Annotated in this window: 23 protein-coding genes; 9 read left to right on the forward strand and 14 right to left on the reverse strand. The window is 70.2% G+C overall.

Annotation, left to right across the window (positions count from 1 at the left end):
* Positions 1 to 12: 12 nt before the first annotated feature.
* From R0232_RS11310 to R0232_RS11345, 8 genes are all read right to left on the reverse strand, one after another.
* Positions 13 to 2,292: an AMP-binding protein gene (locus R0232_RS11310; RefSeq protein WP_431512158.1), complete on the reverse strand. Its 2,280-nt coding sequence runs from the start codon at positions 2,290 to 2,292 to the stop codon at positions 13 to 15.
* A gap of 174 nt (positions 2,293 to 2,466) precedes the next feature.
* Positions 2,467 to 3,612: an acyltransferase family protein gene (locus R0232_RS11315; RefSeq protein WP_431512159.1), complete on the reverse strand. Its 1,146-nt coding sequence runs from the start codon at positions 3,610 to 3,612 to the stop codon at positions 2,467 to 2,469.
* Positions 3,609 to 4,427: a class D beta-lactamase gene (blaOXA, locus tag R0232_RS11320; protein ID WP_431512160.1), complete on the reverse strand. Its 819-nt coding sequence runs from the start codon at positions 4,425 to 4,427 to the stop codon at positions 3,609 to 3,611. The genes R0232_RS11315 and blaOXA overlap by 4 nt, the downstream gene beginning before the upstream one ends.
* 110 nt (positions 4,428 to 4,537) lie before the next feature.
* Positions 4,538 to 4,909, reverse strand: coding sequence for a VOC family protein (locus R0232_RS11325; RefSeq protein ID WP_431512161.1), 372 nt, complete (start codon positions 4,907 to 4,909; stop codon positions 4,538 to 4,540).
* 36 nt (positions 4,910 to 4,945) lie between these two features.
* Positions 4,946 to 5,668 (reverse strand): helix-turn-helix transcriptional regulator, encoded by a 723-nt coding sequence (locus R0232_RS11330; protein ID WP_431512162.1) that lies wholly within the window; start codon positions 5,666 to 5,668, stop codon positions 4,946 to 4,948.
* A gap of 44 nt (positions 5,669 to 5,712) precedes the next feature.
* Positions 5,713 to 7,338: a phospholipase D family protein gene (locus tag R0232_RS11335; RefSeq protein WP_431512163.1), complete on the reverse strand. Its 1,626-nt coding sequence runs from the start codon at positions 7,336 to 7,338 to the stop codon at positions 5,713 to 5,715.
* A gap of 67 nt (positions 7,339 to 7,405) precedes the next feature.
* Positions 7,406 to 8,401 carry a Bug family tripartite tricarboxylate transporter substrate binding protein gene (locus R0232_RS11340; protein ID WP_431512164.1) on the reverse strand — a complete coding sequence of 332 codons (996 nt, stop codon included), beginning with the start codon at positions 8,399 to 8,401 and terminating at the stop codon, positions 7,406 to 7,408.
* Between the two features lie 8 nt (positions 8,402 to 8,409).
* Complete coding sequence (locus R0232_RS11345; RefSeq protein WP_431512165.1) at positions 8,410 to 9,525, reverse strand: adenosine deaminase family protein; 1,116 nt, start codon at positions 9,523 to 9,525, stop codon at positions 8,410 to 8,412.
* 76 nt (positions 9,526 to 9,601) lie between these two features.
* Here R0232_RS11345 and R0232_RS11350 point away from each other — a divergent pair, with 76 nt between their 5' ends.
* From R0232_RS11350 to R0232_RS11375, 6 genes are all read left to right on the forward strand, one after another.
* The gene (locus R0232_RS11350) at positions 9,602 to 10,621 is read left to right on the forward strand and encodes a LysR family transcriptional regulator (RefSeq protein ID WP_431512166.1); all 1,020 of its coding nucleotides are present in this window, start codon (positions 9,602 to 9,604) and stop codon (positions 10,619 to 10,621) included.
* A gap of 80 nt (positions 10,622 to 10,701) precedes the next feature.
* The gene (locus tag R0232_RS11355) at positions 10,702 to 11,061 is read left to right on the forward strand and encodes a hypothetical protein (protein WP_431512167.1); all 360 of its coding nucleotides are present in this window, start codon (positions 10,702 to 10,704) and stop codon (positions 11,059 to 11,061) included.
* A 136-nt stretch (positions 11,062 to 11,197) separates the two neighbouring features.
* Positions 11,198 to 11,878: an aspartyl/asparaginyl beta-hydroxylase domain-containing protein gene (locus tag R0232_RS11360; RefSeq protein ID WP_431512168.1), complete on the forward strand. Its 681-nt coding sequence runs from the start codon at positions 11,198 to 11,200 to the stop codon at positions 11,876 to 11,878.
* Positions 11,878 to 13,368 (forward strand): Mur ligase family protein, encoded by a 1,491-nt coding sequence (locus R0232_RS11365; RefSeq protein ID WP_431512169.1) that lies wholly within the window; start codon positions 11,878 to 11,880, stop codon positions 13,366 to 13,368. Before R0232_RS11360 ends, R0232_RS11365 begins: the two co-directional genes overlap by 1 nt.
* On the forward strand, positions 13,365 to 14,390 hold the full coding sequence (locus R0232_RS11370) for a hypothetical protein (protein ID WP_431512170.1): 1,026 nt from the start codon (positions 13,365 to 13,367) through the stop codon (positions 14,388 to 14,390). Before R0232_RS11365 ends, R0232_RS11370 begins: the two co-directional genes overlap by 4 nt.
* Positions 14,391 to 14,481: 91 nt before the next feature.
* Positions 14,482 to 16,197 carry a Mur ligase gene (locus R0232_RS11375; RefSeq protein ID WP_431512171.1) on the forward strand — a complete coding sequence of 572 codons (1,716 nt, stop codon included), beginning with the start codon at positions 14,482 to 14,484 and terminating at the stop codon, positions 16,195 to 16,197.
* A gap of 1 nt (position 16,198) precedes the next feature.
* Here R0232_RS11375 and R0232_RS11380 read toward each other — a convergent pair whose 3' ends face one another.
* On the reverse strand, positions 16,199 to 17,419 hold the full coding sequence (locus R0232_RS11380; protein ID WP_431512172.1) for a polyhydroxyalkanoate depolymerase: 1,221 nt from the start codon (positions 17,417 to 17,419) through the stop codon (positions 16,199 to 16,201).
* A 131-nt stretch (positions 17,420 to 17,550) separates the two neighbouring features.
* Here R0232_RS11380 and R0232_RS11385 point away from each other — a divergent pair, with 131 nt between their 5' ends.
* Complete coding sequence (locus R0232_RS11385; protein WP_057592442.1) at positions 17,551 to 18,207, forward strand: glutathione S-transferase; 657 nt, start codon at positions 17,551 to 17,553, stop codon at positions 18,205 to 18,207.
* Between the two features lies 1 nt (position 18,208).
* On the opposite strand, the gene R0232_RS11390 is transcribed toward R0232_RS11385, so the two are convergent.
* Positions 18,209 to 19,036, reverse strand: coding sequence for a helix-turn-helix domain-containing protein (locus R0232_RS11390; RefSeq protein ID WP_431512173.1), 828 nt, complete (start codon positions 19,034 to 19,036; stop codon positions 18,209 to 18,211).
* Positions 19,037 to 19,158: 122 nt separating this feature from the next.
* On the opposite strand from R0232_RS11390, the gene R0232_RS11395 reads away from it, so the two are divergent.
* Positions 19,159 to 20,145, forward strand: a complete 987-nt coding sequence (locus R0232_RS11395; RefSeq protein ID WP_057592464.1) for a tripartite tricarboxylate transporter substrate-binding protein — start codon at positions 19,159 to 19,161, stop codon at positions 20,143 to 20,145.
* 20 nt (positions 20,146 to 20,165) lie between these two features.
* Positions 20,166 to 21,503 (forward strand): Rieske 2Fe-2S domain-containing protein, encoded by a 1,338-nt coding sequence (locus R0232_RS11400; protein ID WP_431512174.1) that lies wholly within the window; start codon positions 20,166 to 20,168, stop codon positions 21,501 to 21,503.
* Here R0232_RS11400 and R0232_RS11405 read toward each other — a convergent pair.
* From R0232_RS11405 to R0232_RS11420, 4 genes are read right to left on the reverse strand one after another with little or no spacing between them, the layout of a single operon-like run.
* Positions 21,483 to 21,830 carry a DOPA 4,5-dioxygenase family protein gene (locus R0232_RS11405; protein WP_093343195.1) on the reverse strand — a complete coding sequence of 116 codons (348 nt, stop codon included), beginning with the start codon at positions 21,828 to 21,830 and terminating at the stop codon, positions 21,483 to 21,485. The two genes, R0232_RS11400 and R0232_RS11405, sit on opposite strands and share 21 nt — an antisense overlap.
* Positions 21,831 to 21,858: 28 nt before the next feature.
* Complete coding sequence (locus R0232_RS11410; protein WP_431512175.1) at positions 21,859 to 22,497, reverse strand: DUF4166 domain-containing protein; 639 nt, start codon at positions 22,495 to 22,497, stop codon at positions 21,859 to 21,861.
* Positions 22,494 to 23,561, reverse strand: coding sequence for an SRPBCC family protein (locus R0232_RS11415; protein ID WP_431512176.1), 1,068 nt, complete (start codon positions 23,559 to 23,561; stop codon positions 22,494 to 22,496). The genes R0232_RS11410 and R0232_RS11415 overlap by 4 nt, the downstream gene beginning before the upstream one ends.
* Before the next feature lie 37 nt (positions 23,562 to 23,598).
* Positions 23,599 to 24,531: an SAM-dependent methyltransferase gene (locus R0232_RS11420; RefSeq protein ID WP_431512177.1), complete on the reverse strand. Its 933-nt coding sequence runs from the start codon at positions 24,529 to 24,531 to the stop codon at positions 23,599 to 23,601.
* Positions 24,532 to 24,558: the final 27 nt, after the last annotated feature.

The following is a 24,558-nucleotide window of genomic DNA, read 5'->3' on the forward strand; positions in this document are numbered from 1 at the left end:
GGGCGCCTCGTTTCAGCTCAGGGCCGCATGCAGCGACTGGCGCAGCTCGCGCTTCATGACCTTGCCGTTGAGGTTGCGCGGCAGCGCCTCGGTGCCGATGGTCCAGGTCTCGGGCACCGCGTAGTCCGACAGCCGCTCGGCGCAGAAGGCCTGCAGGGCCGCGGCCTGGGTGCGCTCGTCGAGCTCGCTCACGCAGACGAAGGCATGCACGCGCTCGCCGAGCACCGCGCAGGGCACGCCCACCAGCGCGGCCTCGACGATCCGCGGATGCTCCATCAGCGTGTTCTCGACCGTGGCGCAGAAGATCTTGTAGCCGCCGCGGTTGATCACGTCCTTCTTGCGGTCGAGGATGCGCACGTAGCCGTCGGCGTCCATGCTGCCGATGTCGCCCGAGCGCCAGTAGCCGCCGCGGAACTCGCTGGCCGTGGCCTGCGGGTTGCGCCAGTAGCCAGGCACCACCATCGGGCCCGCGATCCAGATCTCGCCGACCTCGCCGCGTGCCACCTCGTTGCCGTTCTCGTCGACCACGCAGATCTCGCCGCAGGGCACGGCCAGGCCCACGCTGTCGCGGTGCTCGGCCGTCATGCCGGGCGGCATGATGGTCGCGGGCGAGCAGGTCTCGGTGGCGCCGTAGGCGTTCATCAGGGTGAGGCCCGGCAGCCGCGCCGCGATGCCCTCGATGGTGGCGGTGGGCATCGAGGCGCCGCCGTAGGCACCGATGCGCCAGGCCGAGAGGTCGTGCGCCTGCAGGTCCGGCAGCAGCAGGCACAGGTTGTACATGGCCGGCACCATGATCGTGTGCGTGATGCGCTCGGCCGCCGCCAGCCGCGCGAACTCGGCCGCCTTGAACTGCGTCATCAGCACCGCGCAGCCGCGCGCATGCAGCATGGTGTAGAGCTGCGCCACCAGCCCGGTGACATGGCTCAGCGGCACCGCGACGATGCTGCGGTCCGATTCGCCCAGGCTCATCGCGTGCACGAAGTGCATCACCGAATGCGCGATGTTCAGGTGCGTGAGCATCGCGCCCTTGGGCTTGCCGGTGGTGCCCGAGGTGTAGAGCAGCACCGCGAGGTCTTCCTCGGCGGCCGCGTGCGCGCTGGCCAGCGGCTCGGCCTGCATCAGCGCCGTGAAGGATTCGAAGCCCGGCTGCGCGGCGCCGGTGCCGAAGCGCAGGCGCAGCAGCGGCAGCGCCTCGGGCGAAGGCACCAGCGCCTGCAGCTCCTGCGAGCAGACGATCGCCACCGCCTCGGCGTCGGCCAGCGAGAACTCGAGCTCGGCCGTGCGCGCCCGCGCGCTCACCGGCATCGCCACCGCGCCGAGCCAGGCGCAGGCGAACACCGCGATCGCGAACTCGGGCCCGTTCGAGAGGTAGAGCGCCACCCGGTCGCCCGGCCGTACGCCGCGCCGTGCGAGGCCGCCCGCGCACTTGGTGGTGGCATGGTGCAGCTCGCGCCAGCTCAGGCGCAGCGTGTCGCAGACCAGCGCCTCGCCCTCGGGCGAGAGCCGCACCGCGTCGGCCAGCATCTGGGCCACGTTGGCGGGCCGCTCGGCGAAGCAGCGCACCACGCGCTCGTTGAAGTGCACTTCACGTCGCATCTTGGGCATGGAATCTCCCCACTGGGACCACGAGGACGCGGAGCTCTGCGAGGGCCGCAGCTCCGTCGGGGCGCTGAGCACGCCGTGCATGAGCATCTCGATGCAGTGCCGCACGGCATCCTGCAGGCTGCGCGCCGGATGGCTGTCGGGCCGGTACCAGCGGCCGATGCCGCTGAGCGCGCCGACCACCGTGTACGAGGCCATCGCCGCGTCGCCGCGCGCGATCCAGCCTTCGGCCATGCCGGCCTCGATCAGCGCGCGGAACTCGGTGTCGATCTCGCCCTTGAGCGCGCGCAGCTCGCGCCGCCTGGGCTCGGCCAGCGGGTCCTCGCCGACGCGGATCACGCACAGGCCGAAGTCGCTGGTCACGATGCCCGCGTAGTTCTCCATCGCCACGCGCAGCCGCTCGCGCGGCGGCAGCCCGCGCCGCGCCGCCTCGAGGATGCCCGCGCGCAGCGCCTCGAGCCCGCGCTGCACGCACTCGAACAGGATCTGTTCCTTGTTCTCGACGTAGTGGTAGACGGTGGGCTTGGTCACGCGCAGGCTGCGCGCGATGTCGTCGAGCGAGGTGCCCTGGAAGCCCTTGGTCGTGAACAGCCGCGCCGCCGCCAGCAGCACCGCGTCCTTCTTGGCATGGCGGTCCTGCTGCCGCTCTCCGCGGCTTTGCCAAGGCGATTCGACCAGCTCGGTAGACATTCGACTCCTGCGGCGACGACCAGGGACCGATGCCGCGCGGAGGCCGCGTGGCGCATTGAAAACCGGGGGTTACTCGAAAGTACCCTGGTTGACTGGCGCGATTATTCGGAGCGACCGGGAAGGGTGGTTCGGGGAATTTCCCTTAGCTGCGGCGCACCAAAAAAACCGCGGGGTTCAGGCGCGTGAAGCGGACAAGCGGCTTCGCAGCCAGCGGTTCAGGGGCTCGCTGTAGCAGCGCGCGATGGCATCGCACAGCGCCATCGACAGCAGCATGTAGCCACCGAGCAGCCACATCCTGTCGCCGCCGCTCGCGAGCGCGGGCGGAAACAGGGTCCGCAGCAGACCGAGCACGATCAGGTGGAACAGGTAGAGCTCGTAGCTGCGCCGGCCGAACCATCCGAAGGCGGTGGAGAGCCAGCGAAGGCGTGCGGGCGCCGTGCCGTCTGTGGATCGATCGCTCATCGTCGCCAGCAGCACGGCCGTGCCCAGCGCCATCGCCGTGACGCCGAGCACATGGCTCTGCGCGATCGGCCATCGCAGGTAGAGGACGACCATGGCGATCGCCACGGTCCACGACAGCAGCGTCTTGAGTCGCGTGGAGAGAACGACCGAGTCCGCGAGCAGCGCCGTGCAGCAACCGATCGCGATGCCGTCGAAGGCCGCGAAGTAGGCATAGAGGTAGCCGCCTTCGTCGTCCTGGCGATGGAAGCGGTAGACCGGTGCCAGCACCGCGATCGCGAGCCAGAAGGCGATCAGCCGGCGCTCCCGGCGCAGCAGCGCGCAGAGCATCGGGAAGAAGAGATAGAAGACCTCCTCGACCGACAGCGACCACAGCACGCCGAGCGCGTAGTTGGTCCAGCCGTACTTGTCGACCACCACGTTCATCCAGAAGGTCAGCGAGGCGAGGTTGACCAGCCACAGCGGCAACGGGGTCGCGCCTGCCGGCGCCCGGTTCTGGAAGATGGCCACGCCCGCCCAGGCCAGCAGGTTGACCGCGACCAGCAGGAGCAGCAGGCACGGCACGATGCGCGCCACGCGCAGGCCGTAGAAGGCGCGCGCCTTCACGTCCTGCAGCGCGCCCCAGCGGCGCCGCGCGTTCGAGGTGATCAGGAAGCCCGAGATCACGAAGAACATCGTGACGCCGTAGTTGCCGTTGCGCGCCACCGCGCGCACCGCTTCCCAGCCGAAGAGTTGCGACAGCACGGTGCCGTCGAGCCGGTAGGCGATGTTGAAGTGGTGGAACAGCACCAGCAGGATCGCGATGCCGCGCAGCACATCGATGCGCGTGCTGCGCGGCCCGAGGCTCGGTGCCGTCGTCATCTCGCGGCGGAACCGATCAGCGCGGGCAGGGCCGGCAGCAGCGCGTCGCGCGTGCGGACGCCCGGTGTCGTCGCCTGCTTCCGGTCGTCCTGCGTCAGCCGCGCGAACACCACCGTGCGCTCGCCGCGCGTGGCCCAGCCGACATACCAGCCATAGCCATGGGCTTCATCGAGCGAGCCGTCGGCCTTTTTCGGGTAGGCAGCGCCGGTCTTGCCCTGCACCGTCCAGCCCTCGGGCAGCTCGGTCGTCTCCATCGAACGCCGCGTCATCTCGATCGCATGCGGCGATACCGGCAGCCGGTTCGACAGCAGCTTGCGCAGGAACTCGACCTGCTCGCGCGGCGAGATGCGCAGCGAGGAGGCGACCCATGAACGCTCGAGCCCGTTGTGCTTGCCCGGGTCGCCCGATACATCGGCGTTGCCATAGTCGAAGTCCTTCGCATAGCGCGCGAAGCGCTCGGCGCCCAGCGATTCGGTCACCCGCTGCGAGAACCAGAAGACCGACAGCTTGAGCCAGCGCTGCGGATCGGTCGGCTGCTTCCAGCCCTCGACCCAGGCCGGATAGCCTTCCTTGAAGGGCAGCACGGGGTCGTGCTCGTTCTTGAGGACGCCCGCGTCGAAGCCCATTAGCGCGATCGCGATCTTGAAGGTGGAGGCGGGGGTGACGCGTTCGTCGCAGCGGCCTTGCTTCACGATGAACTGGCCGGTGGTCGCGTCAGCGATGGCGGTGCAGAGGGTGCGGGCGTGGGTGGTGGCTGCGAGGGTGGCGAGCAGTGCGAACAGGGCGATGGGCAGGAGGCGAAGCGGACTTTTCATGGAAGGGACGGGGAATGGGTCGCCATCGTAGAAAAGACCGGCGTTCATGTCCTCCGACTGGCAAGCGAGGGACGTCTCGGCCGTAACGCGTGTAACGCCGACGGGCCTCGCTAGCCCGCCGGCCTCGAAAACACGTTCACCAGACTCCCATCCGGATCGCGAAGCAACAGCGACCGGTTGCCCCACGGCATCGTGGTCGGCCGCATCACGACCTCGGCCGCTTCCTCCATGTGCGCCAGCGTGCCCTCGACATCGGCGACCTCGAACTCGAGGATTGCCGAGCGGTTCGATGCGGCCGTCGCGGCCCCGACATTGAAGCGCTGCACGAGATGCTCTTCGGAGATGGCCAGCGTCGCGCCCTCCAGCCGGATCTCCGCGAAGCCGTCGGCCAGCCGGGTGGCCTCGGTGCCCGACAGGCGCGCGTAGAACGCAACGAGGGCTTCGAATTGTTGAGTGACTAGACGCACGGATGCAAACTTCACGCCGATCTCCTGAATGAATGAACGATGGGCGCGAGCTTAGGGAGAGGGCATGTCAGATTCCGGCAGTATCGTGCGGCCGCTTTCCTTCACGCGCTGCTGCCAGGCCTTGAGCAGCGCCTGGCGACGCTGGGGGTAGCGCGCATCGAGCATCTCGGCGGCGACGATGCGGTCGGCGCGGAAGTTGCGGAAGTCGTTGCGCAGTTCGCACCAGGCGCTGAGCACGCGCGACTGCTCGAAGTACACGAGCGCGAAGGGCCAGATGACGCGTTGCGACGCGGTCCCGTCGGGATCGCTGTAGCCGATCCGCAGCTTGTGCTCGGCACGGATCGCGGCGCGCAGCAGATCGGGTTCGACCGCGGCCGGCACGCGCTTCGCTCCCACGGCCACGAGCAGCGCGGAGGCTTCGAGCTCGCGCTTCAGTTCGGGCGGCAGCACGGCGGCGATCTTCGCGAGTGCATCGTTCGCGCCGCCGGACAGGGCCTTGTCGCCGCGGTCGGCCACCCAGCGCAGGCCCAGCGCGAGCGCCTCGATCTCCTCGGGGCCGAACATCAGCGGTGGCAACACGTAGCCCGGCTTGAGCACATAGCCGAGGCCGGGCGAACCTTCGATCAGCGCGCCCTGCGACTGCAGGCTCGCGATGTCGCGGTACAGCGTGCGCAGGCTGATGCCGAGCTGCTCGGCCAGGGCCTGGCCACTGATGGGCCGGCGATGGCGGCGCAGGGTCTGGAGCAGAGCGAGCAGGCGTTCGGAGCGGGACATGCGGGCATGGTAGTGGCCCGTCGCCTGGATGCGGCGCGCGCCGGCTACAACTGGCTCTGCGGAATCAACGGCCCCAGCAGCCTCAGCTTGAAGCGCTGCCACGCCGTCGTCTCGGGTGGCACGTCGAACACGCGCGTGTCGTCGTCCTGGTCCACCCATTCGACGTTTAGGCCCTTCGCATCGAGCCGCAGCCGGTAGAAGCTGCGCGTGTCGGCAAAGCTCTCGAGCTGGCGCGCCATGTCGGGGCTGTCGATGATCAGGCCCAGCTCGGTGTTCAGCCGTGCCGAGCGCGGGTCGAGGTTCATCGAGCCGAGGAAGACCTGGCGATGGTCGACGATGCCGTTCTTCATGTGCAGCGCGCCGGTGCCGTGGCCGAACAGGCCGAGCTTGCCGCGGTGCACGCTCAGCGAGGGGCTCAGCTCGTAGATGTCGACGCCGGCCTCGAGCAGCCGGTGGATGTGCGGCCAGTAGCCGACATAGACCCAGGGCTCGTCGGTGGAGGCCAGCGAGTTGGTGACGAGCTCGACCTGCAGGCCCTCGGCGCGCGCTTCCGCGAGGCTGACGACGGCGGCGTCGGAAGGCACGAAGTAGGGCGACACCATCTTGATGGTGTGCTGCGCGGTCCGGAACCAGCGCACCACGGATTCGGTGACGGTGCCCTTGTTCGAGTTCTCGCGCTCGTTCCAGCCTTGGGTCTTGGTCAGCGGATCGAACAGCACGCGCGCGTCGGCCATGAGCAGCGGGCTCAGCCTGCGCTCGGCCAGCTCGAAGGGCAGGTTCATCATCGGCACCATCTCGAGCGGGATCGAGGCCGGCTCGCCCTCGGTCGCGTTGGGGATGATGCCGTCGGCCGGGATGCGCGGCGCCTGCGGCGGCTTGGCGGTGGCGGTGCGCTCCTCGAAGGCCTGCCGCAGCTGCGCCGACGACAGGCTGCTGCGCGCGATGCGCTGCACGGGATAGACGGCCTCGCTGTTCCAGTAGTGGTCGAAGGCGTCGGAGAGTTCGCGCACCACCGGGCCCGCGGCGAACACGTCCATGTCGATGAAGTTGCTGGCGCTGGCGTTCATCACGTACTCGTCGGCCATGTTGCGCCCGCCGGCCACGGCGGCAGCGTTGTCGGCCACGAACAGCTTGTTGTGCATGCGCCGGTTGATGCGCTCGAAATCCATGGCCGAGGCGGCGAAGCGCGTGAGGTCGCTGCCTCGGCCCGCCGGGAAGGGATTGAACAGGCGCACCTCCACGTTCGGATGGCTGGCCAGCCCGAGCAGCAGGTCGTCCTCGCCGGTGGTGTAGAGGTCGTCCACCAGCAATCGCACGCGCACGCCGCGCGCGGCGGCATCGCGCAGCGCGCGCATCAGGGCGCGGCCGGTGTTGTCGCCGGCCAGCAGGTAGTACTGCACGTCGAGGCTGCGGGTGGCGAGCTTCGCGAGTTCGATGCGGCTGGCGAAGGAGGTCGGGCCGTAGGGCAGCAGGCGAAAGCCCGATGCGTTGCCCGGTGCCAGTGCCTGCTGCGCGATGGCGTTCAGCGGCGTGGTGGCGTAGTCGCCGATCGCGGCGACGGGCGCCTGCGCCACGGGCGGCGGCAGGCTGGCGCAGGCGCCGAGCAGGGCGGGCAGCAGCAGGGCCGCGAGCAGCAGGCGAAGGCGCGGGAGCAGATACGCGGTCGGCATGGGGTCGATCTCCGAAGGCCGGTGACGGTGCGGCGATCGATCATGCGCCATGGCGGCCGCGCCGCGCTCATTCCTTGATGTTGGCGGTCTGCACGATCTTCTGGTTGCGCGCGTACTCGGCCTGCACGAAGCGGCCGAAGGCTTCGGGCGTGCCGCTGCCCGGCAATGCGCCCTGCTCGGCGAGCTTGCCGCGCACGCCTTCCTCCTGCAGCACGGCCTCGAGTTCCTGGTTGATGCGCGCGACGACGGCGGGGGGCGTCTTCGCGGGCGCGAAGATGCCGGTCCAGCTCACCATGTCGAAGCCCTTGAGGCCGGGCATCTCGTCGAAGGTGGGCACGCCGGGCAGCGAGGGCAGCCGCTTGGTGCCGGTGATGCCGAGCGCCTGCAGTCGCTTGCCGTTGACGTGCGGGATGGCGCTGGTGCTCACGAGCATCGCGAGGTCGACCTGGTCGCCGATCACGTCGGTGGCGATCTGCGCGCCGCCGCGGTAGGGCACGTGGGTCACGAAGATGCCGCTGCGCTGCTTGAGCAGTTCCATCGCGAGCTGCAGCACGGTGCCCACGCCCGAGGTGGCGTAGTTGTACTTGCCGGGCGCGGCCTTGGCGAGCTGCACGAAGTCGGCATAGCTCTTCGCGGGCAGGCCGGGGCGCGCCACCAGCACCATCGGCGCGGTGTTGAGCAGGCCGACCGGCGCCAGGTCCTTGAGCGGATCGAAGCGGAAGGCCGAGGGGTTGACCAGCCGGCCGATGGCGATCGCGCTGTCGGGGCCGACCACCAGCGTGTAGCCGTCGGGCGCGGCGGCCACGGCCTTGGCCACGCCGATGGCGCCGCCGGCACCGGCCACGTTGTCGATCACCACCGCCTGCTTGAGCCGCTCGGCCAGCCGCGTGGCGACCAGGCGCGCATTGACGTCGACGCTGCCGCCCGCGGTGTAGGGAACGATCAGCGTGATCGGCTTGGCCGCGGGCCAGGCCGGCTGGGCCGAGGCCATGGTGGGCAGCAGGGCGGGCAGCGTGGCGCAGAGCGTCGCGGCCACGAGCAGGGGACGGCGGAGGTGGTTCATGGCGGGCTTCAGGCGTGGGCTTGGGAAGAGGGCGGCGCATCGCCGAGGCGGCTGCGCAGGTGGTCGAAGGCGTCGCTCCATTGCGCGCGCCAGTCGCGGCGCTGCGTCTCGTCGATCCAGGCGCCGTCGAGGCCGTTGAGCATGAAGTCGCGCAGGTCGTCGAGGCCGAAACCGAAGTCGCGCACCATCATCAGCCAGGCCTGCGTGGGCGTGACCTTGTGCAGGGTCGGATCGTCGGTGTTGGGATGGATGCGCAGGCCCAGGCCCGGCATGCGGCGGATCGGATGGTCGAGCGCCCAGCGCTCGGGCGGCAGGGTGCGCAGGTAGTAGGAGTTGGTCGGCACCACGGTGAACAGCACGCCGCGCTCGGCGCATTCGCGCGCGAAGTCGGGCGCGTCGACCACGGTGTAGCCATGGTCGATGCGGTCCACGCGCAGCACGTCGAGCGCGGTGCGCACGTTGGTCCAGGGCATGCCGAACTCGCCGGCATGCGCGGTGGTGCGCAGGCCGACCTGCCGGGCGCGCGCATAGGCCTCGGTGAAGAGCTCGGGCGGGCGGTCGACCTCGCGGTAGTCGATGCCGATGCCGATCGCTTCGTCGCAGCGGTTCGCTGCCATCCACTCGACCATCTCGAGCGCGGCCGCGGGCGAGGCCTCGCGGTCGATGGCGCCGATCAGCCGACCGTCGATGCCGAACTGCTGCTTCGCATCGCGGATCGCGCGCACGATCGCGCCCTGCGCGAGCGCATAGGGGATGCCCGACACCTGCACCGTGCCGGTCGGGTTCCACGAGAACTCCGCATGGCGCACGTTGTGCTGCGCGGCATCCTGCAGGTATTCGAGCGTGAGCTGGTGCAGGTCGTCGGGGCCGCGCACCAGCTCGGCGTCGAGCGCGCGCAGCACGCGCAGCACGCCCACGGGCTTCTCGCCGCGCGTGTAGAAGCCCTCGATCTCGTCGGCCGCCAGCGGCGAGCCGGCGCGCAGGTTGAGCTGCTTGAAGGTCTCGTGGCGCACGGTGCCGAACAGGTGGCAGTGCAGCTCGACCTTGGGAATGGCGCGCAGCAGGGCTTCGAGGTCGAAGCCGTGGGCGGCGGAAGACGGGCTGGCGGAGGGGCTGGCGGTCATGCGGGCCAGTCTAGTGAGGGCGAGGCGATAAGGAAAATTTTGAATTTCTATAATTTGATTCGCCCGATCTATAAGCATGGCCACCTCCCCGCGCGCTCCCAAGCCCTTGCCGGTGCCCGAACCGGCTGCGTCCTCGCTGCCGCTGCGCGCGCTCACGCTGCGCCAGCTGCAGTGCTTCTCGGTGCTGGTCGAGGAGGCGCACTTCGGCCGTGCCGCGCGGCGGCTGGCCATCACCCAGCCCGCGCTCAGCAATGCGATCAAGCAGGTCGAGAAGCTGCTGGGTGCGCAACTGCTCACGCGCTCCACGCACCGCGTCGAGCTCACGCCGCTGGGCGCCGAGGTGCTGGCGCGCACCGACTTCCTGGTCCACACGGTCGAGGTGGCGCTGCGCGACATCGAGAGCACGGTGCGGCGTGGCCGTGCCTTCGTGCGCATCGGCGTGATCCCCTCGGCCGCCGCGCGCGTGGCCGCGGCTGCGAGCGAGTTCGCGGCGGCGCATGCCGAGCGCCTCGGCGAGGTCGAGCTGTCATGGCGCGACGCGCCCTCGACCGCGCTGCTGGCCGAACTGCGCAGCGGCCAGCTCGACATGGCGGTGGCCGCCATCACCGAGCCGCCGGGCGGGCTCGAATGCGTGGACCTGTTCCGCGACCCACTGGTGCTGGTGGTGCGGCGCGACCATGCGCTGGCCGCGACCGGCGAGACGGACTGGGAGCGCATCGGCCGCGAGCGGCTGGTGCTGTTCGAGAGCGGCAGCATGCCGGCGCTCGGCAATCCCGCGCGCGCCCAGTTCGCGCAGGGGCTCGAGCCCTTGCGCGTGAGCTATTCCGAAACCCTCTATGCGCTGGTGCGCGGCGGGCAGGCGCTGGGGCTGATGCCGCGCCTGTACACGGCCTCGCTGCGCGATCCCGAACTGGTGGTGCTGGCGCTGTCGAAGCCGCGCATCGAGCGCCGCGTGGTGCTGGCCTACCTGCCGGGGCCGATGCGCAACGTGGCGGCGCAGGCGCTGATCGACTTCCTGCGCGAGCGCCTGCCGCAGGCCGGCGAACGGCCGGTGCGGCGGGTCGCCAAGGGCGCGAGAACCCACCGTAAACCGTAGTTCTCAGTGCGCCGAATACCTGCGTAAAGGTCAACGAATTGTTTCTTAGACAGGGTATCTGCCGCTAAGATTTCGCGGTCATGTCTCGCCCGCTCATCGCGCTCGTCCTCGCGGTCCTTCTGTGCTGTCAGGCCGTGGTGGTGTTCGCGCAGATCCTCGTCGAAGCCGGCCTGCATCACGACCTCGTCGCGCAGACGCTGTGGTCGGATGCCTCGGCCTCCAGCGATGACTTTCCGCGCGGCGCGGGCACCTCCGTGTCCGCCTCGGTGTCCACCGACGACACGGACATCGGCCACGGCATCGAGGTCGCGTTCGACGGCTACGCGCTCGAACTGATCGTGCTGCCCGGCGTGCTGCCGCGCTCCTTCGCCTCCTTCTCCTCCTCGACCTTCCTCGCGCCGCCCAAGCGGCCGCCACGGATTTCCGCCTTCCTCGCCTAGGTCCGGCCCCGTGCCCGGATCGCGCTGCCGCTTCGGCGTGCAGCGCCTGCGCAGCCATTGCGCATCGCCCGCGCGCGCGGGCCGGCGCCATCGTCCGCGATGGCCATTCATCCAGAGGAACCGAGGAGAGAGAGCCGTGAACCAATCCAAGGACGTCATGTTCGCCCGGCTGGCGAACTTCAAGATCGACATCGACGCGCTGCGCGCGCATTTCCTGGACCACGTGAAGACGTTGCCGTCGATACCCTACCGAGACAACCGCGTGGACTACATCGGCTGGGCCGTGACCAGCCGCGACGGCACGATAGAGGATGGGATCCGTCGCATCTCCGGTGGCCCGAGCGTGCGCGGCGTCACACCGACCGACGCCTGCTCCGGCTACCTGGGCCGAACGATGGACGCGTTGCTCAATTCCGGCCTGAAGCCCTACCGGGCTCGCATCATGCAGCTCGAGAGCGAGGGCGTGGAGATGCCGCTGCACACCGACGCCAACAAGGAAACCTGGCGACTGCACATTCCGATCATCACCAACCCCAACTGCTTTTTCGAATGGCAGCGTGCCGACGGGCGCATCGAGAGCGTGCACCTGCCGGCCGACGGGTCGGCCTGGCTGGTGCGGGTGGACCTGAGCCATCGCGCCGTCAACCGCAGCAACGAGCCGTCAAATCGGGTTCACCTGCTGATGGGATTGGGCATCACGCCTCCGTTCAGGGCGCTCGCGCAGCCGTGGCTGCCCGCGGACGAGCAGGCCAGCCCGGTCGAACTCGGTGCCTTCTCCGCCAATCCACAGCCTCTCCGGCAACCGATGGCGGCGTGATGACGCAGATGCAAGAGATGCCGCCACCGGTCAGCGCCGCTCCTGGCGGCGCATCCGGCTGGTCGGCCGCCGAGTTCGCCCATGCGGCGGGTGGTCAATGGGTGATCCCGCCAGCGAGCGACGCCTGGCGCGGTTTCGGTATCTGCGTGGAGCCGAGCCAGTTCAGGACCGGGCAGCTCATGCTCGCAGCCGCGGGCGGCGACGGGCTGACGCACGCCGCGATGGCGCGCATGCTCGAGCGCGCGTCAGGCATCGTCGCCCGGATGGACATGGCGCCGGCCTATGCGCGGGCCGGCCTGCCAGTGCTGGCGGTGGCGGATCCACGCGAAGCCATCGCCAGCCTCGCCGGCGATGCGCGTCGCCGCTTCGCCGGCACGGTGGTTGCCGTGACGGGGAGTGTGGGCAAGACCTCGACCGTCGCCATGGCCGCGCATGCGCTGGCCAGCGCGGGCGAGAGCGACCGCAGCCGCACCACCGCCAATTCGCCCCATGGCATCGGCTGGAACTTCGCGTCGATGAGCCGCAGCGCCGCCTTCTGGGTGCAGGAAGTGGCGGTCGCGCGCATGGACGTCAGCAGCCGGCTGATGCAGGCGCACGTGGCCATCGTGACCGCCATCGCGCCGGCCCACATCGGCCGCTTCGGCAGCACGGAAACCATCGCGAAGCAGAAGGCGCAGGTCTATGGCGGCATGGCACCGGGCGGCATCGCGGTCATCAATGCCGACATGCCGGAGTGCGGGATTTTCGAAGCGGCGGCATCGGCCGCGGGCCTGCGGGTGGTGCGTTTCGGCAGCCATCCAGGTTGCGACGCGCGCCTGCTCGGTGTCGAGGGCGCGATGGTGCGTGCCGAGATAGAGGGCACCCGCCATGCCTTCGCGCTGGGTGCGGCGGGACGCCACATGGCGATGAATGCCACCGCCGTGCTGGCGGCCGTGGCGGCGCTCGGGCTGCCGGTGGCGCCCGCGGCGGCGCGGTTCGCGAGCTTCGAACCGCTGCGCGGACGCGGACGACGCCACGATGTGCTCCATGCGGGCAAGCGGGTGCAGGTCTGGGACGAGTCCTACAACGCCAACCCGGCGTCGATGCGGGCGGCGCTGCAGATGCTGCGCGATGCGGGCGACACGGTACCGCCGGCATCGCGCGTGCTGGTGCTGGGCGACATGCTGGAGCTGGGGGGCGCTGCCCAGGGCTTGCATCTCGCGCTCGAGAACGATATCCGCGACCTGCGCCCGGACCGGGTACTGCTGTGCGGCCCGCAGATGCGAGCATTGTGGGAACGCCTGCGGACGGACATGAAGGGCGACTGGTATCCGGACATCGGGGCGCTGCTGCCCGAGGTGGGGGCGTGGCTGCGCGACGAGGACGTGGTGCTCGTGAAGAGTTCCAACGGCACTGGCCTGGCTCGGGTCGTGGGGCTGTTGACGGGCCCGCCCCGAAGCCCGGCGCGGACCATCGAAACCGGCCCGTCGACGGCCGTGCACATCGCGTGAGCGCGCGTTCGCGGGCGCGATGGCTGGCATGCATCGCCGCCTGCATCCTCCTGCCCGCCGCTGCGCAAGAAGCCGCGAGCGCCGATTGCCGCGAAGGGCGCAATGCGGTGCTTTCCGGGCTGAGCCGCAGCCACGTGCGCGAGGAGTTCCGCATCTTCTACGCGCTGGAAGGCCCGCATGCCCTGCCGGACACCCGCGACCTCGACGGCAATGGCGTCCCCGACAAGGTGGAGGACGTGGCAACGCAGCTGGTCGTGGGGCGGCGACTGTTCACCGAGGTGATGGGGCTGACCCATCCGCTGCGCCAGCCGCGCTATGCGCGCGCAGCCTCGATCGACGTGTTCCTGCTGAAGATGGAGAAGGGCAACGGGCTCTCCTACGACGAACCGATGAACTACCGCCTGGACGGCGACGGGCCGGCGGGCCGTTGCGCAACGCGCATCGACCTGCTGAACAGCCATTCGAACCAGAACGTGACGCCGATCCACGAACTCTTCCATCAGTACCAGTACGCCTACACCATGTTCAAGCCGCGCTGGTTCCTCGAAGGAACCGCGCGCTGGGCCGAGCATGCATTGCGCGCGGGGGAGGCGCCGCAGCGGCAACTGCCCGCCACGCCGCAGGCGCTGCGGGAGCAGGTGTTCTCGCAGACCTACGCGACCAGCGGAATGTGGAACCGGATCGCGGCCATCCTCGATCCGGCCGGTCGGATCGATCTTCCGCCGGACCTGGCCCGCGCCACCTACGTGGACGGCAGCCCGGTGGTCCATGACGGCCGGTTGCACGGCGCTGCCTTCGTCAAGGCGCTGCTCGAGGCGCTGGGCCCGCTCGACCACCGGATCGCCGCGCGCAACGGCTGGCGCGTCTTCGGCTGGCGCGAGGACGACCAGCGCTCGTCCGTGAACGACGGCGAAATCTTCAGGCAGGTGCTCCAGGTGGTACGCGACCAGGCCAGGGTGTCGGGCGTGCCCCGCTCCGGAGAGCTGGAGGACTTCCTCGCACTGCAGGCGGCCTTGCCGTGAGGCGCGCAACGGCACCGCACGCGGTCCATCGCTGTCAGTCGCGGGACACCTCGCATATCCTCGCATCCAATGATCTCTCTCCTCGAATTCCATGAGCCTCGGTGAACTGCTGGCCTCGGCCAAGCCCGCGTCGGCCATTGCGTGGGACGAATGCATGGGCGCTCGCGCTGGCGGCGACGACGCCGGCGCGGGCGTGCTGTTCCTGTCGGCCTGCAACGGCAAGGAGCGCGCGCACGTGGTGACGGTGCGCGGCAGGAACTTCGACGAGGTGTGGCGCCGCGGCGCGCAACTGCTGCAGACCTGGCTGCGCAAGCAGAGCACGGCGCCGATCTGGCTGCGCGCGGACGTGGTCCACACGGTGCAGGCGATGCACTGGAAGGGGCTGCAGCAGGCCTTGCTGGCCACCAAGCGCAACTACTTCCGCAGCGGCATCGCCTTCGACGCCGACCTGTCGGTGGCCATGCTCGAGCAGGACATCGGTGCCCATGCCGTGCTCTACGACGGCAAGTTCGACGAGGCCACGCCCAACGCGGCGAACCTCCGGCTGTTCGGCCAGCACCGCTACGGGCGCGAGCTGAGCTGGCCCACCGATCCGCAGCAGCCGGTGTGGGTGTTCGACACGCGCGCCGTGTTCACCGACGGCAAGGAGGCGCACCGCATCGAGCACGAGGGCGTGGGCCGCGGCTACCGCCGGCTGCCGGCCTGGGACGCGGCGCGCGTGCGCCGGATCGTCGAGACCAGCACCGCCTACCTCGCGCGCCAGGTCAAGAGCTCGGGCGCCTACCACTACGGCTGGTTTCCCTGCTTCGACCGCACCATTCCCACCTACAACGCGCTGCGCCACGCGAGCTCGACCTATGCGCTGATCGAGGGCTGGGAGCTGACGCGCAAGCCCGAGCACAAGGCGGCGATCGACCGCGCGCTGGGCCACCTGACCGGCGAGCTGATCCGGCCCGCCACCTTGCCCGATGGGGCGCAGGCCGCGTTCCTGGTCGATATCGAGGACGAGATCAAGCTCGGCGGCAATGCCGTGTGCCTGCTCGCGATGGTCAAGTACACCGAGCTCACGGGCGATCGGAAGTACCTGCCGCTGATGGAGCAGCTCGCGCTCGGCATCCTGCACATGCAGGACCCGGCCAGCGGCCGCTTCGTGCACGTGCTCCACCATCCGGACCTGCGCGTGAAGGAGGAGAACCGGATCATCTACTACGACGGCGAGGCCGCCTTCGGACTGATGCGGCTGTACGGCCTGACGCGCGACGAGCGCTGGCTGCGCGCGGTGGAGAAGGCCTTCGCGCACTTCATCGAGGCGCGCCACTGGGAGGCGCACGACCACTGGCTCAGCTACTGCGTCAACGAGCTCACGCTGTACCGGCCGGAAGAGCGTTATTTCCGCTTCGGCCTGGACAACGTGCGCGACCACCTCGAGTTCGTGCTCAACCGCATCACCACCTTCCCGACCCTGCTCGAGCTGATGATGGCGGCGCAGAAGATGGTGACGCGGCTGCAGGCCGACCCCGCGCATGCGCACCTGCTCGAGGGCTTCGACATCGAGAAGTTCTACCGCGCGCTCGAGCAGCGCGCGCGCTACCTGCTGAGCGGGCACTTCTGGCCCGAGCTCGCGATGTTCTTCCGCAATCCGCAGCGCATCGTGGGCAGCTTCTTCATCCGCCACCACAGCTTCCGCGTGCGCATCGACGACGTGGAGCACTACCTCTCGGGGTACGTGGCGTACTGGAAATACCTGGAGGCGGGAGGGCGACCGGCGCAGCCGGCCGCGGTGGAGGCCGCGCTGCCGCAGCCGTAGCTCAGTGCAGCTCGGCCGCTGCGTGGATGGTTTCGCGCACGCGCGGATAGATCTGGGCGTTCCACTTGCTGCCGCTGAACACGCCGTAGTGCCCCACGCCGGCCTGCAGGTGGTGGGCCTTGAGGTAGGGCCGCACGCCGGTGCAGAGGTCTTGTGCGGCCACTGTCTGGCCCACCGCGCAGATGTCGTCGCGCTCGCCCTCGACCGTGAGCAGCGCGGTGCGGCGGATCGCGGCCGGGTTCACGGTGCGCTCGCCCACGGTGAGCTGGCCGCGCGGCAGGTCGTAGGTCTGGAACACGCGCTCCACGGTCTCGAGGTAGAACTCCGCGGGCAGGTCGTTGACCGCCAGGTACTCGTCGTAGAAGTTGCCGATGGTGTGCGCCTTCTCGAGCTCGCCCTCGACCAGGTGGCGGTACATGTCCTCGAACTGCTTCTTGTGGCGCTCGGGGTTCATGCTCATGAAGGCCGCGAGCTGCAGGAAGCCCGGGTACACGCGCCGCATCGCGCCCGCATGCGGCCACGGCACGTGGCTGATGAGGTTGCGGCGGAACCAGTCGATGGGCCGGTCGGTGGCGAGGCGGTTCACCGCGGTCGGGTTGATGCGGCAGTCGACCGGCCCGGCCATCAGCGTGAGGCTGCGCGGGGTGGCGGGGTTGTCGTCCTCGGCCATGAGCGCGGTGGCGGCCAGCGCGGCCACGCAGGGCTGGCACACCGCCACCATGTGGACGCCGGGGCCGACGGCCTCGAGGAAGGCCATGAGTTGCAGCGTGTAGTCGTCGAGGCCGAAGCGGCCTTGCCACAGCGGCACGTCGCGCGCGTTGTGCCAGTCGGTCAGGTAGACGTCGTGGTCGCGCAGCAGGGTGCGCACGGTTTCGCGCAGCAAGGTGGCGAAATGGCCCGACAACGGTGCAACCAGCAGCACGGGCGGGTGCGTGGGATGGTCGCCGTCCTTCCTGAAATGCAGCAGGGTGCCGAAGGGCGCGCTCAGCGCCACCTCCTCGTGCACCGCGACCTCGTCGCCGTCGACCGGCACGCTGGCGATGCCGTAGGGCGGCCGGCTGTGGGTGAGCCGCATGCGCGAGAACACCTCGCACTGCGCCGCCAGCCGCCGCTGCATGGTGCGCTCGCTGCCGTCCTGCCAGAGCGCGCGCGCCATGTACTGGGAGGCGAGCCGCAGCGGGGAGAGCAGGTCGGCCTGGTTCTGGTAGACGCGGTAGAGCATGGTTGTGGTGCGTTGCAGTGGCAGAGGCAAGTTGCGGGCCAAGGCCGGGCGCACCGGGATGGAACGGGTGGCACAGGGCTTGCACGTCGCAGGCCACCGGCGGCGCTTGCCGGCACCAAGGAGCACACCCGATGGCCAAACCCGTTCTCACCATCAGCAGCAAGAACTACGGCGCGTGGTCGCTGCGCGGCTGGCTGATGTGCAGGCTGGCGGGCCTGGACTTCAGCGAGAAGATCATCCCGCCCGACGACCCGGCCATGAAGGCCGAGATGCTGCTGCTGTCGTCCTCGATGCTGGTGCCCTCGCTGCAGCATGGCTCGGTCAAGGTGTGGGACACGCTGGCGATCGGCGAGTACCTCAACGAGATCAAGCCCAAGGCCGGCCTGCTGCCCGCCGACGTGGCGGCCCGCGCCCACTGCCGCGCGATCTGCGGCGAGATGCATTCGGGCTTCGCGGCCATGCGCGGCGCGCTGCCGATGAACATCAAGGCCCGTTTCAAGAACTTCAAGGTGTGGTCGCGCGCGCAGGCCGACATCGACCGCATCGTGGCGATCTGGCGCGAATGCCTCAAGGCCTACGGCGGCCCCTACCTCTTCGGCGAGCAGCCGGGCATCGCCGACGCGATGTACGCGCCCGTGGTCACGCGCTTCCTGAGCTATGACGTGGCGCTCGACAGCGCCTGCACGGCCTACTGCAAGCGCGTGATGGAACTGCCCGCGATGAAGGAATGGGTGGCGGCGGCGAAGCAGGAGCCCGACGAGATCGACGAGCTCGACGCGGAGTTCTGATTCAGCCCGGGGGCGGCGCCGGCTCGAAGCCGGCCTGCCGCAGCTTGCGCTCGATGCCCTGCGCGGCCGCCTGCAGGTCGGCCAGGTGCTGCGCCACCATCTCGCGCTCGCTGCGCACCGAGGGCAGCCAGGCGCAGCTGATGCAGCCAACCACGCGCTCGTCGAGTCGTACCGGCACCGAGATGGCGCCGAAGCGGTCGGGCGAATCCATGCTGGTGGCGGTGGGGTCGCGCGACACGTAGCCCTGGGCGCGCGCGTTCGCCACCATGCGGCGCACGTTCTCGGGCCGCCGCGCGTCGCGGTCGACCTGGTGCGGCGAACGCGCGAGCGCCGCGAGGAGCTGGCGCCGTTCGTCCTCGGGGCAGAAGGCAAGGTAGCAGCGCCCGAGCGATGACATCAGCATCGGCGGGCGAAAGCCCAGCACCCGGTAGTTCACGGCCAGCCCGTTGATCGGGCGGTGCGCGTCGAGGATCAGCATCGCGCTGCCGTCGCGCACGCCGAGGTCGGTGGGCCAGGGCACCTTGCGCTGCAGCGTGGCGCGCGGTTGCGCCGCCAGCGCCGACAGCCGCGCGCGCCACTCGACGAGCGGACCCGGGGCGCCGGCGGCGGAGGTCGGCACGTAGCGCTTCTCGAGTTCGTTGCGCTCCACCCAGCCGGCCTGCTGCAGCGTCTTGAGGATGCGCAGCAGCGTGGCCTTCGACAGCCCGGTCTGGCGGCTGAGTTCCGACAGCGTGGCGGCCGAGGAGCGCTGGATCGCGAGCATCACCTCGAGCCCGCGGCGCAGCGCGTCGATGGATTTCACGCCCTGCGCGCCCTGGGTGTCCGACATGCCGCGGCCTCCGAAGTGGTTCACTCAGTGAAACTATATCTTCTGGCCCCGCGCCCGGCTTCCTACATTGCACTGGCCCCGATCCCGTGGCTCCACGCACAGGCAAGAAAGGAAAGCCCATGATGAATCCACTCCGGCGCCGGACGATGGCGGCCGCGACGCTGTTCTCGGCGCTGAGCGCGTTCGCCGCCACCGCCACCGCCGAGACCTGGCCCGCGCGGCCGATCACCATCGTCGTGGCCTACCCGGCCGGCGGCGACACCGACGCCATCGCGCGCACCTATGCCGAGAAGCTGTCGCAGCGCGTCGGTCAGCCGGTGCTGATCGACAACCGGCCCGGCGCGAGCGGCATGATCGGCAACGCCTGGGTGGCGAAGGCGCCGGCCGACGGCTACACGCTGCTGTTCACGCCCAGCACCTTCCCGATCGCGCAGCACGTGCTCAAGGCCGGGCCCGGCGTGGCGCACGACGTGGTCAGGGACTTCACGCCGATCGTGAAGACCGGCGACATCCCGCTGCTGCTGGTGACGGCGCCCTCGACCGGCCTGCAGAGCGCGACCCAGCTCGTGGCCGCCGCGAAGGCCGGGCGCGCGCTGACCTACGGCACGCCGGGCGCGGGCTCGCCGATGCACATCGCGGGCGAGCTGTTCAACCGCGACGCCGGCATCGCGCTCGTGCATGCGCCCTATCGCGGCGTGGCGCCGGTGGTCAACGATGCCCTGGGCGGCCATGTGAGCGTGGGCTGGATCACGCCCGGTGCCGTGGCCAGCCACATCGCGGCCGGCAAGCTGCTGCCGCTCGCTGTGGCGCAGCGCCAGCGCGCGGCCCTGCTGCCCACGGTGCCCACGCTGTACGAGCTCGGCTGGCGCGACGTGGACCTGAACGCCTGGATGGGCCTGCTCGGGCCGCGGGCGATGCCCGAGGCGATCGTGCAGGCGCTCAACGCGCACTTCAACGAGATCCTCCGCATGCCCGAGGTGCAGGCGCGCATGGCCACGCTGGGCATCGAGCCGGTGGGCGGCGCGCCCGCCGTGCTGGCGCGGCAGATCGCGCAGGACGACCAGCGCTTCGGCCGGCTCGTGCGCGAGTTCGGCATCCGTGCGGATTGACCAGGAACCAGGAGACGACGATGCTGAGCGAAGAGAAGAACCGCCTGCTGACCGAAGTGGGCCCCGGCACGCCGATGGGCGACTACCTGCGCCGCTACTGGCACCCGGTCGCCGGTGCGAGCGAGTTCGATGCGCAGGCGGTCAAGCCGCTGCGCATCCTCGGCGAGGACCTGGTGCTCTACAAGGACCTCGGCGGCCGCTACGGGCTGGTCGACCGGCGCTGCCCGCACCGCAATGCCGACATGGCCTACGGCTACGTCGAGCAGTGCGGGCTGCGCTGCAGCTACCACGGCTGGCAGTACGACGCGGGCGGGCAGTGCGTGCACCAGCCCTTCGAGGAGACGCTGGACCCGGGCGCGCGCATGCGCCGCAGCACGCGGATCAAGGCCTACCCGGTGCAGGAGAAGGCCGGCCTGCTGTGGGCCTACATGGGGCCGCAGCCCGCGCCGCTGCTGCCCGACTGGGAGCTGTTCAACTGCGCCAACGGCTTCGCGCAGGCGGTGTTCGCCGAGATCCCGTGCAACTGGTTCCAGTGCCAGGAGAACTCGATCGACCCGGTGCACTTCGAGTGGACGCACAACAACTGGACCACGCGGCTGCAGGGCGAGGAAGGTCCGTACGTGCCCACGCACCTGAAGCTCGCGTTCGAGGAGTTCGAGCACGGCTTCGTCTACCGGCGGCTGCGCGGCGGCGAGCGCGAGGACAACCCGATGTGGACCGCGGGGCGCGTCACGCTGTGGCCCAACGGCTTCTTCCTCGGCCATCACTTCGAATGGCGCGTGCCGATCGACGACCACCACACGCTGAGCGTGCTGTGGGTGTTGAGCCGCGTGCCGACCGAGCAGGAGCCCTATGTGCAGGAACGCATTCCGTCGTGGTACGGGCCCACCCGGGATCCGGTCACGGGCCGCTGGATCACCAGCCACGTCGCCAACCAGGATTTCGCCGTGTGGGTGGGGCAGGGTGCCGTCACCGACCGCACGCGCGAGAAGCTCGGCCAGAGCGACAAGGGCATCGTGATGATGCGGCGCCGCTTCTTCGAGGAACTGGAGGCGATGCAGGCCGACCCGGCGCACGAGCCCAAGGGGCTGATCCGCGATCCGCAGAAGAACCGCGACGTGTTCCTGCCCTCGGCCTGTCGCGAGGAGATGGCCAAGGGCCTGCCGCGCCGGGAGCTCGCGGCGCATCCGTTGCTCGGCCCCTATCTCAAGGATTTCTTCGGCCAGGCCGGGCAGCCCGAGGCGGTGCGCGCGGCCTACGAGCAGGCGATCGGGCAGAAGGTGGAGGGGGCGCGCTTCTTCAAGGTGCACGGCGCGGCGGAGGACGCGCCGTCCCGGTCAGTGCCGGAACATCCTTAGGTCGAGCGCGCTCTCGTTGCCCAGCCACATCGCGTGGTCGGTGTGGTCGGCGAGGTCGTTGCCGGTCACGCCGTGCACGAACACGTCGAGGCCGTCGCGGTGGCTGTCGAGCCAGCCGATGACCGCGTCGAACTCGGCCGCGTCGAAGGCGAGCTGGCAGCTCCAGTGCGGATGCGGGCCGACCGGGCGCTCGTGCACCCGGCCCACCACCACCATCAGCTCGCGGCCCGCCTGCTCGCACAGCGCGCGGGCCTGGGCCACGGTGGCGGGGCCGAAATAGACGTGGGCGTGGTACTGCGGGTAGAGGTTCTCGGGGCGGCGCGGCATGGTGGGGCGATTGTGGCGCCGGCGCGGATCACCTGGGGCCGGGAAGGTCGTCGGGCAGGCGGAAGCTGCCGCTGTAGCGGAACACGTCGCCGAACCAGCGGTGGCGCAGCAGCATCCGCATGCTGAAGGCGTCGGGGTCGCGCGGGTCGGGCCGCTCCTCGACATAGGCCGTGCCCATCAGCAGGCCCAGCGGCAGCGGGATGCGCAGGCCGGCCACGCGCCAGATGTAGCCGCGGTCGCGGAACACCAGCGCACCGTCCTCGGCGCTCACCGCCAGGCGCATGCCGATACCGAAGCGCACGTACTCGATCACCAGCGCGCCGTCGGCCGCGTCGTGCTCCATGTGCGAGCGGAAGTGGAAGGGCGCGCGGCCCGCGAAACGGAAGATGCGGTCCCAGTAGAGGTGCGGGTCGTCGGGCCGGCAGCGGTAGTGGACCTCGATCGGCACCTCGCGCCCGGTGTAGGGCACGAGGGCGCCGAACAGCCGGCCGAAGGGCATCAGCAGCGCGGCCCAGGGCGCATGGTGGACCTCGTGCATGGTGCCGCGCACGCAGACGTGGTCGTTCGAATGCGGGGCCATCGTGTAGTGGCGGCGGATCGCGTCGCCCAGCCGGTCCCAGGCGGGGCCGAGCGCTTGCTGGAAGACCGGGCGGGTGTCCTTGTTCATGGACGGATCATGGCGCCTGCCGTGGCCGTGCCTTCGCTGCGGGCCTTGTAGAAACGCAGGATGTTCTCGGACGCGTCGTCCAGCAGCAGGTGCATGACGCGGTCGGCGTACCAGTTGAAGCTGGTGCTCAGCCGCCACGAGACCTCGACGCGCAGCTCGGTGCCGCCGTCGCGCGGGGTCAGCGTGTAGGTGGCGTCGCGCAGGTCGAAGTACTGGCCGCCGATCATCACGTGGTCGTCGAGCGCGCCGGCGGGAAAGGAGTCGGGCGAGAAACGGAAGCGCCATTGCAGCCGGCGGTTGGGCTGCCAGTCGGTGATGACCTCCTCGAAGTGCACGTTCTTCTGCCACTGCACCTGGCGCACGCGGCCCTCGGGCGTGTCGACCGTGACGCCCGACACCGGCATCGGCACGCCGACCTGGTAGGCCCAGGCGCCGTCGACCTCGGCGGGGCGGATGTCGCGCGCGGCGTTGAGCTCGTGCCACACGCGTTCGGCCGGCGCGGCGATGAAGAGCGTGCGCGAGGTGTTCGAGAACCGGTCGGGGTTGGGCAGGTTCGGCTCGATGGCACCGAGCACCAGCGGCAGCAGCGCGAAGCCGTAGAGGGTCTGCTTCGGCCAGTGGGTGATGCGGCACACGATGCCCATGGCCAGTCCGCCGATGCTGCCCATCACCGCGAACAGCGGCACGATGAAGGCGGCGCAGATCAGGCCCTCGATGAACACCGCCAGCGTGCCGCCGACGAACAGCGCGGCCGCCACCCAGGGCGCCCAGAGGTAGTAGCCCCAGCTGCGCCGCTCGATGCGCTCGGCCATGTAGACCGTGACCGCGCCGCACAGCGCTGGCGTCAGGTAGACGAAGGAGCCCAGCATGGCCGAGTAGAGCTGGCCGGGGCCGCCGCTGAAGATCAGGCGCAGCACCAGCGCCATCGCGGCGCCGATCCCCATCGGCCAGAACCAGCCGAAGGGCATGCCGTGCACGGGCTTCCTCGCCGGCGGCTCGTCGCTCGCGGCCGGTTCGATGGGCGCCAGCTCGACGAGCCGGCTGTCTTCGGGATCGGTGTGCATGGAAGTCCTCTTCTCCTCGGTGCGTTTGTTCGTGTGTTCAGTCGGCGCGCCGCGTGGCGCTGACCATGCAGTAGTCGAAGTCGCGCCAGAACAGGCCCAGCGCGAGCGCGCAGTAGCTGGCCACGATGTGCTTGCGGCGCCACGGGCTCAGGCGTCCGCGCGCCTTCCAGAGTTCGGCCAGCGTGAAGCGGGTGGCGAGCGCGGGGATGTGCAGCGCGCTCGGCGCGACGCGCCAGCGCAGCGAGCGCAGGTCGATGTCCTCGAAGCCGTGTTCGCGCAGCGCGGCCACGAAGTCCGCGCGCACGGCGAGCGTCGGCACGGCCCAGCTGTCGGCCCACAGGCGGTGCAGCCAGCGCGCGAGGCGGCCGGGCTCGCGGCGCAGCAGGAAGCCGTCGACCACCACCAGCCGCGCGCCGGGCTTGAGCAGGCGCGCGGCCTCGCGCACGAAGTCGGCCTTGGCGGTGCCCTCGGCGTAGCAGGCGCTCTCGAGCGCCCAGGCGCCGTCGGCCTGCGCGGCCGGCAGGCCGGTGCGCGTGTAGTCGGCCTCGAGGTGCGCCATGCGGTCGGCCACGCCGGCCTGCGCGTCGAGGCGCGCGGCGATGCGGTTCTGCACCGGCACGTTGGTGACGGTCACGGCATAGAGACGGCGGTCGTCGCCCACCAGCGTGCGCGCGGTGGCGCCGGCGCCGCAGCCCAGGTCGAGCACGCAGTGGCGGCCGTCGGCCGTGGGGCGCTCGCCGAGCCGCAGCGCGCGGCCGACCTCGCGGTTCATCTCGACCAGCATGCCTTCGCGGCGCAGCGGATTCAGGCCCGCGCGCCAGTAGCCGAAGTGCATGTTGTAGCTGGGGCTCCAGGCGCCGTAGTCGGTGGCGACCTCGGTGAAGTAGTCCTGCGTGTCGGCACGGCTGACCGGGGCCGAGGCATCGGCGGTGTGCGGCAGGCGGAAATCGGGCTGGAAGACGCTGGGCATGCGATGAACTCCTCGTGGGGAAGGCGG

Origin of the sequence: Variovorax sp. DAIF25 (genome assembly GCF_050711835.1) — a bacterium.
Lineage (GTDB): Bacteria > Pseudomonadota > Gammaproteobacteria > Burkholderiales > Burkholderiaceae_C > Variovorax.